Origin of the sequence: Maricaulis sp. (genome assembly GCF_017643475.1) — a bacterium.
Taxonomy (GTDB): domain Bacteria; phylum Pseudomonadota; class Alphaproteobacteria; order Caulobacterales; family Maricaulaceae; genus Maricaulis.
Window position 1 is genome coordinate 554,910 of the sequence record NZ_JAEPNI010000001.1, and the last position, 14,803, is coordinate 569,712.

General features: G+C 60.1%; 18 protein-coding genes and 1 tRNA gene. 10 read left to right on the plus strand and 9 right to left on the minus strand.

The features are described from left to right. Positions 1–79 precede the first annotated feature (79 nt). The 5 genes from rpoN to JJ889_RS02720 all read right to left on the minus strand — a co-directional run bounded on the left by rpoN (position 80) and on the right by JJ889_RS02720 (position 4,324). Complete coding sequence (rpoN, locus tag JJ889_RS02700) at positions 80–1,585, minus strand: RNA polymerase factor sigma-54 (protein ID WP_291891316.1); 1,506 nt, start codon at positions 1,583–1,585, stop codon at positions 80–82. 37 nt (positions 1,586–1,622) lie between these two features. Beyond that, positions 1,623–2,378: an LPS export ABC transporter ATP-binding protein gene (lptB, locus tag JJ889_RS02705; protein WP_366940051.1), complete on the minus strand. Its 756-nt coding sequence runs from the start codon at positions 2,376–2,378 to the stop codon at positions 1,623–1,625. Between the two features lie 27 nt (positions 2,379–2,405). Further along, on the minus strand, positions 2,406–2,927 hold the full coding sequence (locus JJ889_RS02710; RefSeq protein WP_291891318.1) for an LptA/OstA family protein: 522 nt from the start codon (positions 2,925–2,927) through the stop codon (positions 2,406–2,408). Next, on the minus strand, positions 2,927–3,625 hold the full coding sequence (gene lptC, locus JJ889_RS02715; protein ID WP_291891320.1) for an LPS export ABC transporter periplasmic protein LptC: 699 nt from the start codon (positions 3,623–3,625) through the stop codon (positions 2,927–2,929). The genes JJ889_RS02710 and lptC overlap by 1 nt, the downstream gene beginning before the upstream one ends. An 84-nt stretch (positions 3,626–3,709) precedes the next feature. Then, complete coding sequence (locus tag JJ889_RS02720) at positions 3,710–4,324, minus strand: ribonuclease D (protein WP_291891322.1); 615 nt, start codon at positions 4,322–4,324, stop codon at positions 3,710–3,712. Between the two features lie 151 nt (positions 4,325–4,475). Here JJ889_RS02720 and JJ889_RS02725 point away from each other — a divergent pair, with 151 nt between their 5' ends. The 4 genes from JJ889_RS02725 (at position 4,476) to JJ889_RS02740 (ending at position 6,321) form a co-directional block, all read left to right on the plus strand. Next, positions 4,476–4,691 (plus strand): hypothetical protein, encoded by a 216-nt coding sequence (locus JJ889_RS02725; RefSeq protein WP_291891324.1) that lies wholly within the window; start codon positions 4,476–4,478, stop codon positions 4,689–4,691. Next, positions 4,682–4,852 (plus strand): hypothetical protein, encoded by a 171-nt coding sequence (locus tag JJ889_RS02730; RefSeq protein ID WP_291891325.1) that lies wholly within the window; start codon positions 4,682–4,684, stop codon positions 4,850–4,852. The genes JJ889_RS02725 and JJ889_RS02730 overlap by 10 nt, the downstream gene beginning before the upstream one ends. Positions 4,853–5,078: 226 nt before the next feature. Continuing rightward, on the plus strand, positions 5,079–5,504 hold the full coding sequence (locus tag JJ889_RS02735; RefSeq protein ID WP_291891327.1) for a hypothetical protein: 426 nt from the start codon (positions 5,079–5,081) through the stop codon (positions 5,502–5,504). 445 nt (positions 5,505–5,949) lie between these two features. Then, positions 5,950–6,321 carry a tRNA-binding protein gene (locus JJ889_RS02740; RefSeq protein ID WP_366940052.1) on the plus strand — a complete coding sequence of 124 codons (372 nt, stop codon included), beginning with the start codon at positions 5,950–5,952 and terminating at the stop codon, positions 6,319–6,321. Between the two features lie 52 nt (positions 6,322–6,373). Here the strand turns inward: JJ889_RS02740 and JJ889_RS02745 are convergent. Next, positions 6,374–6,460: transfer RNA gene (locus JJ889_RS02745), tRNA-Leu, on the minus strand. A 161-nt stretch (positions 6,461–6,621) separates the two neighbouring features. On the opposite strand from JJ889_RS02745, the gene JJ889_RS02750 reads away from it, so the two are divergent. Then, on the plus strand, positions 6,622–7,089 hold the full coding sequence (locus JJ889_RS02750; RefSeq protein ID WP_291891331.1) for a nuclear transport factor 2 family protein: 468 nt from the start codon (positions 6,622–6,624) through the stop codon (positions 7,087–7,089). Positions 7,090–7,196: 107 nt separating this feature from the next. Then, a complete protein-coding gene (locus tag JJ889_RS02755; protein WP_291891332.1) occupies positions 7,197–8,162 on the plus strand; it encodes a complex I NDUFA9 subunit family protein in 966 nt (321 codons plus the stop codon). Positions 8,163–8,234: 72 nt separating this feature from the next. Here JJ889_RS02755 and JJ889_RS02760 read toward each other — a convergent pair whose 3' ends face one another. Then, positions 8,235–9,104, minus strand: coding sequence for a CPBP family intramembrane glutamic endopeptidase (locus tag JJ889_RS02760; protein WP_291891334.1), 870 nt, complete (start codon positions 9,102–9,104; stop codon positions 8,235–8,237). Between the two features lie 78 nt (positions 9,105–9,182). Further along, positions 9,183–9,983, minus strand: coding sequence for an undecaprenyl-diphosphate phosphatase (locus tag JJ889_RS02765; protein ID WP_291891336.1), 801 nt, complete (start codon positions 9,981–9,983; stop codon positions 9,183–9,185). A gap of 168 nt (positions 9,984–10,151) precedes the next feature. Between JJ889_RS02765 and JJ889_RS02770 the strand changes: the two genes are divergently transcribed. The 4 genes from JJ889_RS02770 to JJ889_RS02785 all read left to right on the plus strand — a co-directional run bounded on the left by JJ889_RS02770 (position 10,152) and on the right by JJ889_RS02785 (position 14,030). Continuing rightward, on the plus strand, positions 10,152–11,126 hold the full coding sequence (locus JJ889_RS02770; RefSeq protein ID WP_291891338.1) for a cation diffusion facilitator family transporter: 975 nt from the start codon (positions 10,152–10,154) through the stop codon (positions 11,124–11,126). A gap of 31 nt (positions 11,127–11,157) precedes the next feature. Next, entirely contained in the window at positions 11,158–11,835 is a 678-nt protein-coding gene (locus tag JJ889_RS02775; protein WP_291891340.1) for a glutathione S-transferase family protein, read from the plus strand. A 10-nt stretch (positions 11,836–11,845) separates the two neighbouring features. After that, positions 11,846–12,955 (plus strand): tRNA epoxyqueuosine(34) reductase QueG, encoded by a 1,110-nt coding sequence (gene queG, locus JJ889_RS02780; RefSeq protein ID WP_291891342.1) that lies wholly within the window; start codon positions 11,846–11,848, stop codon positions 12,953–12,955. A gap of 103 nt (positions 12,956–13,058) precedes the next feature. Then, positions 13,059–14,030 carry a diguanylate cyclase gene (locus JJ889_RS02785; RefSeq protein ID WP_291891344.1) on the plus strand — a complete coding sequence of 324 codons (972 nt, stop codon included), beginning with the start codon at positions 13,059–13,061 and terminating at the stop codon, positions 14,028–14,030. On the opposite strand, the gene JJ889_RS02790 is transcribed toward JJ889_RS02785, so the two are convergent. Beyond that, entirely contained in the window at positions 14,031–14,693 is a 663-nt protein-coding gene (locus JJ889_RS02790; RefSeq protein ID WP_291891346.1) for a hypothetical protein, read from the minus strand. Positions 14,694–14,803 lie beyond the last annotated feature (110 nt).

Here is a 14,803-nt window from a genome sequence, read left to right on the forward strand (position 1 = left end):
GTCAATCTTGAAGTTCGTAACGAATCGCACGGACGCATGGGTGCGCTTCGTCCCGCGAGGCGCTCATTTGCAGCAGACCCTAACCGGCGCGCTTGAGAATGCGTCGGCGCTGGACCGAAGAGGGTATGTTGAGCGCCTCCCTGTATTTGGCCACAGTCCGGCGTGCAATTTCAATCCCTTCGTCACGAAGAAGTTCAACAAGCTTGTCGTCGGATAGCACGTCAGCCAAGGTTTCCTGGCCGATCAGCGTCTTGATCCTGTGACGAACTGCCTCAGCAGAATGGGCTTCTCCGCCCCCGGCGGACGGGATGGCGGAGGTGAAGAAATACTTCAGCTCAAACATTCCGCGGGGTGTGGAAACAAACTTGTTGGACGTCACCCGGCTGACTGTGGACTCGTGCATGCCGATCGCATCAGCCACCGTCTTCAGGTTCAGCGGGCGCAGATAGGCCACGCCGTGAGCCAGGAACATGTCCTGCTGGCGGACGATCTCGCTGGCGACTTTCAGGATGGTGCGCGCGCGCTGATCCAGGCTTTTCACCAGCCAGGAGGCGTTCTGGCTGCATTCAGTGATGAAGTTCTTTTCGTTCTCGGTGCGAGCCGCCGTCTGGACCTCGTTGTAATATCGATTGTTGACCAGCACGCGCGGCAGAGTTTCCGAGTTTAGCTCCACCTGCCACAGACCATCGGGCGCCTGGCGGATGAAGACATCCGGTTCCACTGCCCGGGCTGAGTCATGACCGAAGGCCATGCCCGGCTTTGGCGTCAGCTCGCGGATCTCACCGATCATGTCGTCGAGGTCCTCGTTGTCGACACCGCAGAGCGATTTCAGAGCGTCGTATTCATGCCGTGCCAGGCGTTCCAGATTGTCCAGCAGGGTCGCCATGGCCGGGTCGAGGCGATCTTTTTCGCGCAGTTGCAGGGCCAGGCACTCGCCGAGATCGCGGGCCATGACGCCGGCAGGCTCAAAGCTCTGGGTCATTTCCAGCACAGCTTCGATGCGCGCGCGTTCCAGGCCGAGACGTGTGGCGATCTCGCTCATGTCGGAGCGCAAATAGCCGTCCTCGTCAGCCAGATCGATCAGGTGGGCTCCGATCATGCGGTCAATCGGGTCATTCGTGGCGGTAGCGAGCTGGTCATGCAGGTGTTCGGCAAGGGAGATCTCGCGCGATGAATTGGCGATCGCGTCATATTCCTCGCTGGCGGGACCAGCGCCGCCATTGCCCCAGCTGCCGCCCTGGCCGACAGCGTCAGCAGGCGTGCTCGAGGAAACACCGGACAGATCCGCCTTGGAATCATCGATGTGCAGGACATCCGAATCGGCATCGATCGATTCGTTTGCATCCGCAGATGGAGCGGACAGTTCCAGCTCCTGTGGCTCGCCCTCACCTTCCTGGCGCGGTGATTCGGCACTTTCCGAACTCTCGTCGCGTTCCAGCAGCGGATTGCGTTCCAGCTCGCCCTCGACGAACTCGGCAAGCTCCACATTTGATAGCTGTAGCAGCTTAATGGCCTGCTGGAGCTGTGGCGTCATCACCAGGGACTGGCCCTGGCGCATATCCAGCTTCTGCATTATTCCAGCCATGAAAACCTCTGTTTGGTACGTTTCCTGCAGAGGTTAATCAGGAAAAGCTTTCTCCGAGATAAACGCGCTTCACATCGGGGTCGGAGCGGATAGCTTCCGGGGAGCCTTCGAACAGCACTTCACCATCATAGATAATGGTAGCCCTGTCAGTGATTTCCAGCGTTTCGCGGACGTTGTGATCGGTGATCAGAATGCCGATTCCACGATCTTTCAGAAAGCGGATCAGGTCACGAATATCGGCGATGGCCAGCGGGTCGATGCCTGCAAATGGCTCATCGAGCAGCATGAAGGAGGGGCGAGTTGCCAGCGCGCGGGCGATCTCCACACGGCGGCGCTCACCGCCCGAGAGGGAGGGCGCGCGCGCGTGGCGCAGATGCGAGATGCGCAACTCCTCGAGCAATTGCTCGACCAGGTCCATGCGTTTTTCACGGTCCTTCTCGACGATCTCGGCGACGGCCAGGATGTTCTGCTCGACGCTCATGCCGTGAAAGATGGATTTCTCTTGTGGCAGATAGCCGATGCCCAGGCGTGCGCGCTGGTACATGGGCAGACGGGTGATGTCTTCGCCATCCAGCAGGATCTTGCCGTAATCGGCTTCGACCAGGCCGGTAATCATGTAGAAGCAGGTGGTCTTGCCAGCGCCGTTCGGGCCGAGCAGGCCGGCCACCTCGCCGCGCTGCAGGGTCAGGGACACGCCCTTGACGACCGGGCGCTTGGCATAGGCCTTGCCGATCTTCTCTACCGTCAAACCGGAAATGCTCGTGGGCGTCTCGACGACGCGTTCGGGGGTCATAACATCCATTGAAGAAGTATCCCGGCCCTAGTTTCCGTCCGTTTCCTCGTCTTCGGCGGGAACGAGTACGGCGCGCACGCGCTGGCCGTCACCCTGCTCGCCGAAGCGGGAATTGCCGCTGACCAGGTCGTTTTCAAAAAAGGTTGTGGTGACTGTGTTGTCGCCCTGGCGAATGACGACATCGCCCGTCAGGGTGATGGTTTCCGCGGCCAGGCTGTAGACACCGCGATCACCGCGCGCAGTCTGTTCCGGCGTGATGTAGAAAACGTCGGTTGTCGCCACGATACGGTCGATATCACCCCAGCCATTAGAGCCACCGGCACCGGTGCCGGTGTAATAGACGTCGATGCGGGCCGCGCGCAGAGCGCTGTCGCCCTGAACTGCGTTGACATTGCCGCGCCAGACGATGCGATGTTCTGCGTCCAGCACCTCGACATGGTCCGCCTCGATGTCCAGCGGCAGGCTGGAATTGCCGATTTGCGCCAGTGCCGGAGCCGTTGGCAGCACCAGAGCGGCGGCCATCAGTGCCATCAAAACCATGGTACGCATCAGTTTCCGTCTCCGTCAGTCTCGGTGCGAGTGCGATCTTGTACGATACGAGCGCGCACACGTCCTTCGAAAATCACACGATCCCCGCCATCATGTATCTCAAACCGGTCCGCACGGATCCGGCCCATCGGTCCATCGCCATCTACTGGCAGTTCTCCGACCACACGTTCTTCCCGCAGGAATACGCGGGCGTGGTCGGTGGCAAAGCTGTAGCCTTCAGCCGTATTCAGATTGACCGCGGTGTTAAGGTCAATGATGCGGTTGGACGGATCGTAGATGCCTGTCTCGGCCAGCACTTGAGAGCCGATGCCACCGCCAGTCAGAAGGTCGTATTCCAGGCGCGGTTGTTCCAGGTCGGTCAGTCCGATGGTGCTGTCGCTGCGCCGGATGGCTGAGTCTGCGGTCACCGTATAAGGCGTCAGGTTCTCGTCCCGACCGGTGAAGCGCGGGTTGAGCATGCGAACATCCGTGCTTACGGCTTCTGTCGTTTCAACGCTGCTGCCTCGATTGCCAAAGAACATCTGGGCAATGACCAACAGTGTGATGGCGGACGCGGCACTGGCAAAAACGATCCGCAGCAGGTTCACAAAAGCGGTTCGACGCCGCGCCGCATTCAGGGTCAGCGCGCGCCGGGGTTCCCAGTTTCCGTGATGTGTCGGCTGCAGGGCTTCCAGGCCCTGCGCGGCACTCGCAGTCATCACCTGATCACTTTCAATTTGGCGCTTGGTAACTCACCTGTTCACTAAGACCAGCCTTTGCGGGCCTTTTCAAGGCGAGCGGCGTTAGGAATGTGCGAAGATATCGGTTTCCGGCCAGCCCATCAGGTCCAGTGCTGCACGGGTCGGCAGGAAATCGAAACAGGCGCGGGCGAGATCCATGCGATCCTCGCGTGTCAGCATGGCGGACAGGCGGTCGCGCAGCTTGTGCAGGTGGAGGACATCCGACGCCGCGTATTCCAGCTGTGCCGGGGAGAGAGTTTCCGCACCCCAGTCAGAGCTTTGCTGCTGCTTGTTCATGTCAGCGCCGACGAGTTCGCGGGTGACGTCCTTCAGGCCGTGGCGATCCGTATAGGTGCGCACAAGCTTGGAGGCGATCTTGGTGCAGAAGACCGGGGTCATCGTCACGCCGAGATATTTGGCGATCATCGCCACGTCGAAACGGGCGAAATGCAGGATCTTCTCGACCTCAGGGTCCGCTAGCAGGCGTTTCAGGTTCGGGCAGTTATAGGACGAGCGGTCCATCTGGACGATGTGGGCATCACCATCACCGGCGGAAATCTGTACGACACACAGCTGGTCACGCACGAGCGACAGGCCCTGGGTCTCGGTATCAATGGCAATAAGCGGCCCCAGTTCGAGGCCGTCGGGCAGGTCGCCCTTGTGGTAGTGGATGGTCATTACTCGATCCTTGTCTGAACAGCCGTCCTAACCTTCCGGGGAAAAATGGGCAATGCCGCTTGCCGCTTTGCTGCTTTTTGAGAAGGGCGAGGGCATCAAGTCTTGCGGTCAAAACGGAGGGCGGCCGACGTGCGAGGTGTACGGGGCAGTCATGGCGTTCGACATTACGGACATACAGGAGAAGCGTCTCCTGGTCATCGAGCACTGGGAAAGTGCCGCCAATGAAGTTGTGGTCGAGGCGTCTATCAAGATGGGCGCGCGTGTGGTCGAGCCGGTGTTCAGGCGTATTCTCATCGATGTGCCAAAAGCGTGGTCGAATTCGATCTGGACACTCTGGTCGAGAATAATCGAGACTTCATGGCGCTGACCGCTGACGATGCGCATCTTGCCTACGCCATGCATCCGACTCGTCACCGGGAACAAGCCGCTGCGATCTGCGGTGTTGCCGAGCGGGAGGATTTCGCTCTGTGCATCGACTTTGATCGCGAAGCGGCGCTTGCCTGGTTAATGGAGCAGCCGGTCGAATAGCGTCCGTTTATGACGACGTTTCTGTGACGTTCGCTGAAAAAATCAATATTTCTACATTTCGAGTATGCCCAAAATACAGGCGCTTTTTATTTATAAAACAGTCTTTTGGTATACATTCATGCGGTCTATTAATTGCACAGTATACGGACTTTACTTTCGCGATATTTGCTTGTTACAATAGTGTCACATTCAACGATGCACCTGTTCACATTCAGGAGGGTGAAGCATGAAAAAGACAAACATGATGTTTGCCGCATCCCTCGCAGCAATAACGGCTTTTGCGCCGCTTGCTGCCGCTCAGAACTATTCGCGTCCGGACGCATTCCTGCTGGAAGCGATGGGCGAACGCGGCTGGACGGTTTCCTGCCAGTTTGACCAGGCTGATGGCGATCGGGTTTCCACCCGTGATCGAGGCCGCGGTCTGCATGACAATGCGCGTGTTCTTGTCGGTGATGTTGTCAGCGGAACCTGTTCCTATGAGGTTCCGGAGCGTGGCGCGCTGAGGCTGACCATGCGCGTCGAACATACCCGGTTCGAATGCCCATTCACGATCACCGAAGAAGGCTTCTGTCGCGCCCACATGCGGGCAGGCACTTCGGGTAGTTTTCGGATCGAGCGCCTCGCCGGCACCGAAACAGGCACCGCAAGTTAGAATTCTTCCGTAGCGGGAAACCAGCAGGCAAGACCAGGCATGGTCCCTGGCCGCGTAGTGTCTTTCCAGAAGGTCTGCGCGGCCTTTTTGTATGCGGGGTCTAGGGAGGTCAGGCTTCGACCCGACGTTTACGAATATTGCCAAAACGTTCAGGGTTTATGTATTAGAATATTACTGGTCGGGCTTGGCTTCAACACGCATAAGTGGTGCGTCTTCGCGCCCCGCCCAAAGGTGTGAAGGTCTGCAGTCCCGGGCTCTCAACGATCCCGGGCCTCATCCAATGACTGCAAAACACTGCATGCATCCCGCTTCGGCCCCAAAACGAAGCGGGATGAATGCGTTCTGGCGGCCGGCTCCTGCTATCGTCAAAGGCACCCCGCTGTGCTTGTCTGGTCCGGTTCAAGGTTTCGCCGATCTGGCGACAAAGGCCGTAGAGAGACAGTCCGTGCATCTGATACATGACGCCAACATGCCCGCGGCCGAAACCATCAGTTTTGAAGATTTTCTGAAGGTCGATATTCGGCTGGGCACGATCACGGAGGCCGAGCTTTTTCCGGAGGCGCGCAATCCAGCGTTCAAGCTTCGCATCGATTTTGGTTCAGGTGTCGGGATCAAGCGCAGCGCTGCGCAGATCACCGATCACTACGCCCCGGAAGCGCTGGTTGGGCGCAAGGTGATGGCAGTGGTGAATTTTTCTCCGCGCCAGATCGGTCCTGTCCGCTCCGAAGTGCTGGTCCTGGGGTTCCCTGATAGTGAGGGCGCAATTGTTCTGGCCGCGCCGGATCTGGCCGCTCCAAACGGAGCACGGCTTGCATAGGCACAGGCACAGACAGATGCGGCATCTGGTAGTATGTTTGAAAATCGGGGAATGGTGCCCAGGAGAGGACTCGAACCTCCACGTCCATACGGACACTAGCACCTGAAGCTAGCGCGTCTACCAATTCCGCCACCTGGGCAGGTGTCAGGAGCGCGGTAGGTAAAGAAGCGCGCGGCGCGTGTCAACGCCTCTATGTGCATCGCGCATCTGGAAGTGCAGCGCTCACCATCTCGTCATTCGTGCAAACGCGCGGGCCATGCCATAGCGGTGCCCGGTGTGGCGCCAAAATTGAGAATGTCGATGAGAGTCTCCGTCCTTTTCCTGCTCACATTGTTTGCAGGAATCACGCCCGCCCCGGCCCAGCAAGATGATGAGCAGGCCATTCTTGCCATCCTGTCCGAAGGTCCTCTTAACATCGGTCGCGACACTCGTGCCTGGGCCGACAATTTTCACCCGGACTGGAATCTCTGGTTTGTTGGAAATGAGCAGCCCCGACAGCGCGCACCGCACATGCAGGCGGTCTTCGACTATGTCGAGCGCGGCGCAGTGGTCGAGGCCTATCAGCTGAACCTGGTGTCGCTGGAAATTTTCGGTGACCAGGCCCTCGCGCGCTATCATGCCCGAGAGCAAGTGCGCGATCCGCAGAACGGGCTTCGTCTGATCGACTATGCCGCTGTAACCTTTCTGGTGAGGGAGGACGGGCGCTGGCTGATCCGGGCGAGTTCCCTGACTTTCCCGGCAGGTTTCGAGCCGCCTGCCACCGAGTAGCGCTCCAATTGCAGGTCCGGGCCGGGCCGAGGCACATCAACGCATGGACATTGGGGGCGTTTTTTGGTCTACCCGAGGCCACACTCTTCTTTGATGAGGAAACCCTCATGCTTCGCGACGAAATGATCACTGTGTTTGGCGGTTCCGGCTTTGTCGGTCGTCATGTTGTCCGCGCGCTGGCCAAGGCCGGCTATCGCGTGCGTGTTGCCACGCGCCGCCCGCACCTCGCGCAGGACCTGCGTGTGATGGGTGTGGTTGGCCAGGTGCAACTGGTGCAGGCGAATATCCGGGTGCCGAGCTCGGTGGAACGCGCCGTTGAAGGTGCTTCCGGTGTCGTGAATCTGGTCGGCGTGCTGGCCGAGAGCGGTCGCCAGTCCTTTTCCAGCTTGCACGCCATGGGCGCCAAGACGATTGCTGAAGCCGCTGCCGCCGCCGGTATCGACAAACTGATCCAGGTCTCCGCGATTGGCGCCAGCGCCGAGAGCGAATCCAAATATGCCCAGTCCAAGGCCGCCGGCGAAGCCAGCGTGCTGGCCGCTGTGCCGAGTGCGACCGTCCTGCGTCCCTCGATCATTTTCGGGACCGATGACGGCTTCTTCAACATGTTCGGCTCCATTGCCCGCTTCGTGCCGGCACTGCCCTTGTTCGGTGGTGGCAAGTCGCTTTTCCAGCCCGTCTTCGCTGGTGATGTTGGATCGGCCGTCCTCGCGGCTTATCAGAGCGATGCAGCTCGCGGCGAGACCTACGAGCTGGGCGGTCCGGCGACCTATTCCTTCAAGGAGTTGATGGAATTCACGCTGCAGCACACTGCGCGGCCACGTTTCCTGGTGCCGCTGCCGTTCTCGATCGGACAGGTCATTGCGATGTTCGCGGAGATCGCAGCCATCCTGCCCTTCATCCCGTCCTATCTGACCCAGGACCAGCTCAAGCAGCTGCGCAATGACAATGTGGTTTCCGAAGGCGCCAAGACGCTTGAGGATCTCGGCATTGAAGCCGAGACAATGGAAGCGATCGTTCCGGGTTATCTGGCGCGCTATCGTCGTTACGGCCAGTTCCACGAGAGCGAGGCTTGATCCTTCAAGGCATCCGGACAAGCAAAAGGCGACGGTTTCCCGTCGCCTTTTCTTTTGCCTGATTGAGCGGCACTAGCCGGTAGCGGGTTTCCTGCGCCCCATCCGATAAAGAAAGATAAGGCCCCAGCCGCCCCCCATGGCGGCAAAGCCCCCGACCCCGGTCAGCCCGTTCCAGGGCCAGGCGGGACTGGCCAGATACATCAGCGAAAATCCCGCCACCGCATTGATCGCACCATGCATGCCTGCAGCTGCGATCACACCGCCCCGTTCCCGGGCGAGGGCGTGATAAGGTGTCAGCATCACGGTGAAGCCGACCATGGCCGCGACGCCGGTCCAGCCCAAGTCGCCGTAGTTATGACCCATCAGGATGATCGGCAGGTGCCACAGGCCCCAGATCACACCAATGACGATGGAGGCGGGCCAGAAGCCCAGATCTGCCAGTCGCGGTTGCAGCCAGCCGCGCCAGCCCAGTTCCTCGCTGATCAAAAGGTAGAAGGTGTTGAACAGCAGGCCCACGCTAAGGCCGACCGTCATCTGGATCATCAACAGGTTTTCGATCGGCATGGGCGCTTCCACGCCCTGAGCATCCAGCTGGGTCTGCATGAAGGTGAGCGGATCGCCGAGTTGCTGCCCAAAGACGTGAACGGTTGCCAGAACCGATGCAATGGTAAGGGCGATCGCCGTGATCCAGCTCAGCACGGTCCAGCTGGCGACCTTGCCAAACCCGAAGCCCCTGAAGCCAAGCGCGTCTGCCCAGCGGTCGCGGTCAAACAGTAGTGTGCACACCACTGCGGCAATCGAGGGGCCGAGCATGAAGAGCATCAGGCTGACCGTGCCCATCGCCGCGCCAAGTCCCGCAAATCCTCCGGACTGGTGGATCCAGGCGGCGACGGCCCAGCTGAGGCCGAATGACAGGGCCAGGAATGTTGTTATCGCGCGCAATTTGCCCTCTCCGCATGTTATTTAGGAAAATCCCTAACATGCGGATCAAGAGTGACAAAGAACTATTTAGTGTATCGCCTAAATAAGGAAGATGATCAACGCGCCACCAAGGGCAAACCTGTAGAGCACAAAGGGCATGAAGCCGACACGGTCAACGAGCTTCATCAACACGGCGATCGCTGCCAGGGCCGAGATGAAGGCCAGCCCGGCCACGATCAACCCGGCCTGGAGGCCTGCCATTGGATCGCTCTCTCCGGCCAGCTGGATGATGGAGATGACAGTGAAGGCGGCGATGACCGGGATGGACATCAACATGGAAAATCGTGCGCTCTCGCTCCGGGTAAGGCCCAGTGCCCGGGCTGCCGTCATGGTGACGCCGGAGCGGGATGCTCCCGGGATCAGTGCGAACATCTGGGCGATGCCGATTAGGGCGGCGTCCTTGAAGCTCATATCCGCGGTCGTCTTCATTTGTGCGCCATAACGGTCAGCCGCCCACAACGGCAGGGCAAAGATGAGTGTGGCGCCTGCAATCACGGCGGGCGAGCGCAGGGCGTCCACCAGATCGAAGATGAACAATCCGCCTGCCAGCAACAGGACCGGAGGCAGGGATGCTGCGACCAGAAGCGCCAGCCGCCCACCTGGTGTGACCTTGCCGGACACCAGTGCGAACTTGCCTTGGACGACAGAGGCGATGTCCCGCCAGAAATAGACCAGTACAGCGATCAAAGATCCGGCATGCGCCATGACATCAATCATCGCACCCTGGTCCGCCGCACCCAGCACGTCCGGCACCAGGATAAGGTGAGCCGAGGAACTGATGGGCAGGAATTCGGTAATGCCCTGGACGAGGGCAAGGATGACGAAATGGATCAGGGACATGGGCAACTCGAAGGCATAAGGCGCACAATCCTTTCCTGTTTTGACGGTGAACGCTAGTCCGGCGCGATGTCGTTTTTGCGACGAAGAGCAGCCTGGAATGTGACAAGCGCGTTCAGCCGCATTGACGCTCGCGCTCCAGCCGACCTAAATCGGTCATCAGGAGATTTCATGCCTCACGATCATGCCAGTGCGACCGGACCGGGTCGGCTCGCCCCCGAAGACGCCAAACGCATTACCGGCGCGGCCACCTGGGCCTCGCTGACGGTTGCCGCTGTTCTGGTTCTCTCCAAGGCGGTGGTCTGGTGGATGTCCGGATCTGTCGCGCTGCTCGCCTCGATGGCTGACAGCATTCTCGACCTGACTGCGTCGCTGACGGTGTTCTTCGCCGTACGTTATGCCGCTGAACCAGCGGACGCGGAACACCGGTTTGGTCACGGCAAGGCGGAGGCCTTTGCCAGTATTCTCCAGGCCATGCTGGTCGCTGTTTCCGCCGCACTCTTGCTGCGGGAAGGCATTGAGCATACCTGGCGCCCAGTCGAGATTCGCGCCAGCGGATGGGCTCTGGGCGTGATGATGCTCTCCATCGTTCTCACGCTGGGGCTGCTTTTTGTACAAACACGTGCGGTCGACGAAACCGGTTCGGTCGCGATCGAGGGCGACAGGGCGCACTATCTCTCCGACATCGCCGCTAATCTGGCCGTGATCGCCGGGATTGGTGGTTCCATGCTCGGATTTGCCCGGCTGGATGGTGTTGCTGCGCTTGTGGTCGCGGCCTGGCTAGGCTGGACCGCCTGGGAGGTGGCCAAACGCGCGCTCGACCAGCTGATGGACCGGGAATTGCCCGACGAGGAACGCGCGCGCATCCAGGAGCTCGCCGTGGGTCAGGATCCACGCATCATCGATGTTCACGATTTGCGCACCCGCGCCTCCGGCCCTCTGGTCCATATCCAGTTCCACCTGGCCCTGCCGCCGGAGATGTCGTTGGAAGACGCGCATGAAGTGATGGTGGAGTGCGAGAACCGTCTTCTGGCTGTGTATCCGGCTGCGGATATTCTCATCCATGCTGACCCGCACGGTGCTGCTGAACCGCATGGCGGGGCGTTTTTCCAGGGTGATGCAGGGGCAACTGACAATGGCGCATAATTCTGCCGCCAAACGAGGCTAGACCCGCACCATGCGTCATCTCTTTTTCTGGCCTCTCGATCCCTTTTCCCGCCAGGTCCGCCTGGTTTTGGACGAAAAATCCGTGCGCTACAAAGCCACGATCCTGGAGCCGTGGAAGCGACCGGAAGACCTGCTCACGCTCAACCCGGCCGGCATGACGCCTGTGCTTACCGACAATGCGGGTGGCCAGGAGCGCGTGGTGATCGAGGCGCGCGCCATCGTTGAATATCTCGAGGAGACCACGCCCAGCCCCTGCCTCCTGCCAGGCGGCCCGGCGGACCGGGCCGAGGCGCGCCGTCTGGTGGAGTGGTTTGACCGCAAGTTCGATGGCGAGGTGAATGCCTACCTCCTGCACGAGAAGCTGGAAAAACCGGTCCAGGGTCTCGGCGCACCGGACCCGCAATCCATGCGCGATGGCCGCGACCATCTCAAAGGGCATATGGAACACATGGCCTGGCTTCTGGAGAGCCGCGATGGCCTGGCCGGGCCACGTTACACGCTGGCGGATATCGCCGCGGCAGCGCACCTGTCCTGCCTTGACTATCTGGGCGAGGTGCCCTGGGCTCAGTTCGAACCGGTCAAGCACTGGTATCAACGCGTTAAATGCCGCCCGGCCTTCCGCAGCATGCTGGAAGACAAATTGCCAGGCATCCCCCCGTCTGCGCACTATGCGGATCTGGACTTCTGACGGGGTCTGCATGGACCGGGGTGTTATCGAAAATCTGGCCACCGAGATCGGCTTCACCGCCGTGCGGGTGTGCCGTGCCGACGAGGCGTGGGCGGCGGCGGAGCGGCTGTCGCAGTTCGTGGCCAAGGATTATCACGGCACGATGGCCTGGATGGAGGAGACTCTGGAGCGTCGCCAGCATCCCACGCACATGTGGCCGGACGCGAAATCGGCAGTGGTGTTTGGGCTGAATTACGGGCCGGATCACAATCCGCTGGCCGCGCTGGAGCGTCGCGATGAGGCGGTGATTTCGGTCTATGCCCAGAACAATGACTATCACGACCTGATCAAGAAACGTCTCAAGCGGTTCGCCCGCGAATTTGTTGCGCAGACAGGTGAGGAGGTGAAGGTATTTGTCGACACTGCGCCGTTGATGGAGAAGCCGCTGGCCGCCAGGGCCGGACTGGGCTGGCAGGGCAAACACACCAATCTGGTCAGTCGCGAGCACGGGTCCTGGCTTTTCCTGGGCGTGATGCTGACGACCGCCGAGCTGGAGCCGGACGCACCCGAGACGGATCATTGCGGCTCCTGCACCGCCTGTCTCGATATCTGTCCGACCGATGCCTTTCCCGGGCCTTATCAGCTCGACGCGCGACGGTGCATCTCCTATCTGACGATCGAGCACAAGGGACCGATCCCGCACGAGTTTCGAGTGCCGATGGGCAATCGCATCTATGGCTGTGATGATTGTCTGGCCGTGTGCCCGTGGAACAAGTTCGCGGCGGTGAGTGCGGAGGCGGCTTTTCATCCGCGTGCGGAGCTCAAGGGGCCGCTCCTGTCGGAACTGGTCGTGCTTGACGATACGGAATTTCGCGAAGTTTTTACGGCCTCGCCCATCAAGCGCATCGGGCGAGATCGTTTCGTTCGCAACGTTCTGATTGCTATTGGAAATTCCGGCGATCAAAGCCTGGTTGATCCGGTCATTGAGCAGCTGGAAGATGTTAACGAGTGGGTGCGTGGTGCGGCTGTGTGGGCGCTTTCCCGTCTGGATGCGGATGAGTTTGAGCGTCAAAAAGCTGCGAAAAAGAAAAAAGAGATGGCCAAATCCGTAGTGCTGGAATGGGATCTCGCTAATTCCTGATACTTCGTTGATGGCGCGTTAGACATTTCCAAAGCCCTTTTCAATACGTTCAGGTTAGATGGCGAGGCCGGGGGCTCGCTGAACGGGCAAGTGATTTGGGCTTATGAGTGATACCACCGAGGCGTTTGGCGCCGGATCTCCGACAACACCGATCAGTGTGATGATCTGCGAGAACAGCGCAGTCCAGCTGCGCATCCTCTCCGAGGCGGTGAGGGATGCGGGTTACGAGGTCCAGACTGCAAAGTCAGCTGCCGACGCCCTGGAAGTCATGAAACTCATGCCAGTGGACATTTTCCTGACCGGTATCGAGGTTGGCGAAGTCAACGGAATGGAAGCCTGCTGGTCGCTCAAGGGCAATTCAGATACCGAGTCGACATACACGATTATTGTCACCGCCTCTGGTGAGGAACGGCGTCTTGAGGAAAGCCTGGATGCCGGCGCTGACGATTTCATTCGCAAGCCAGTCAACATGACCGAGCTGCGCGCTCGACTGCGCGCCGCATCGCGCCTGGTGCGCATGCAGAAACAATTCCGCCATCTGGCCGAAACTGACAGCCTGACCGGTTCCGCCAATCGTCGTGCCTTCCTGCAGTATCTCGAGATGGAAGTGCGGCGGTCCGAGCGTCATGCTGCCGAGACCTCCGTCATCATGGTCGATCTCGATCACTTCAAGAACATCAACGATACCTGCGGCCATGCGGCAGGCGACGCGGTGTTGCGTGAAGTCGTCAAGGCGATGCAGTCATGCCTGCGTCCGCGCGACATGCTGGGGCGCCTGGGCGGTGAGGAATTCGCCATCCTGCTCAACGGAACGGATATTTCCGAAGCTTCTACAATTGCCGAGGAGGTCCGGGCCTCGATCGAACAACGGTTGATCGAACTGCCCAGTGGCGAGAAACTCTCGGTCACGGCAAGCTTCGGAGTGTCCAATGTCTGCCCGGCCCTGGGTCAGGACACACCGGAAACCGTGCTCCAGGCCGCCGATGACGCGCTCTATTACGCCAAGCAGTGCGGTCGCAACCAGGTTATCGTCTGTGCTGCAGAGCCGGACGAGCAGCTCGCCGAAGCATCCTGATCAATTCGCATCGCTACGGCGCATGGCCTCGCTGATGCGGCCTCGAAGCACATAGTGTTCCACCTTGTCCGGTTGCTGTTCGATGGCAACCAGTATGTCGTCCATGGCGAGGTCCAGCGTGCCGAGGTTCAATCGGGCTTCCGCACGGACCGCACGGGCTGCGGCATTGTCCGGATAGATCTCGATCAGACTGGAGGCTGCGGTCTCGGCAGCAGGAAATTGTTCCAGGCCCAGATGGGCCCTGGCGTGACCCAGCATCGCGTGGGGTGACAGTTCAACCAGGGCCAGGGCAACCGCGAAACTGCGTTCCGCGGCCTCGAAGTCCTCGATCTCCAGCCAGGTGGCGCCAGCCTCGAGCCACATGTCCAGGCGTTCCTGCATCAACAGCCCCGGTCGCTCCAGCGAGGCGATGCTCTCCAGCATGCTCGCGCCGGCCCCGGGATCACCTGCGGCGATCAGTGCGCGGGCCTGACAGTGTTCTGCCGGCCAGCCACCGCCATCATACTTCCATGCCAGGGCGTCTTCATAGGCTTCCACGGCCTCGGTCGCGATCCGTTCCATACACGCTGAATAGCGCTGGTGTTCGTTCAGTTGCGCTGAGCTCTGGGCGAGGGCTGTTGGGCTCGAAAGCAGGGCGAGGGCAAGGGGGAAAAGGATACGCATCAAACACTCCGGGGGACTTGAATGAAGGCTAGGCGGGCAGGGCTTGCACGTCCAGAACGGATTGGCATCTGTGGTGCCGTCGCGCACAGCCTACTTGTCTGACGGCGCAA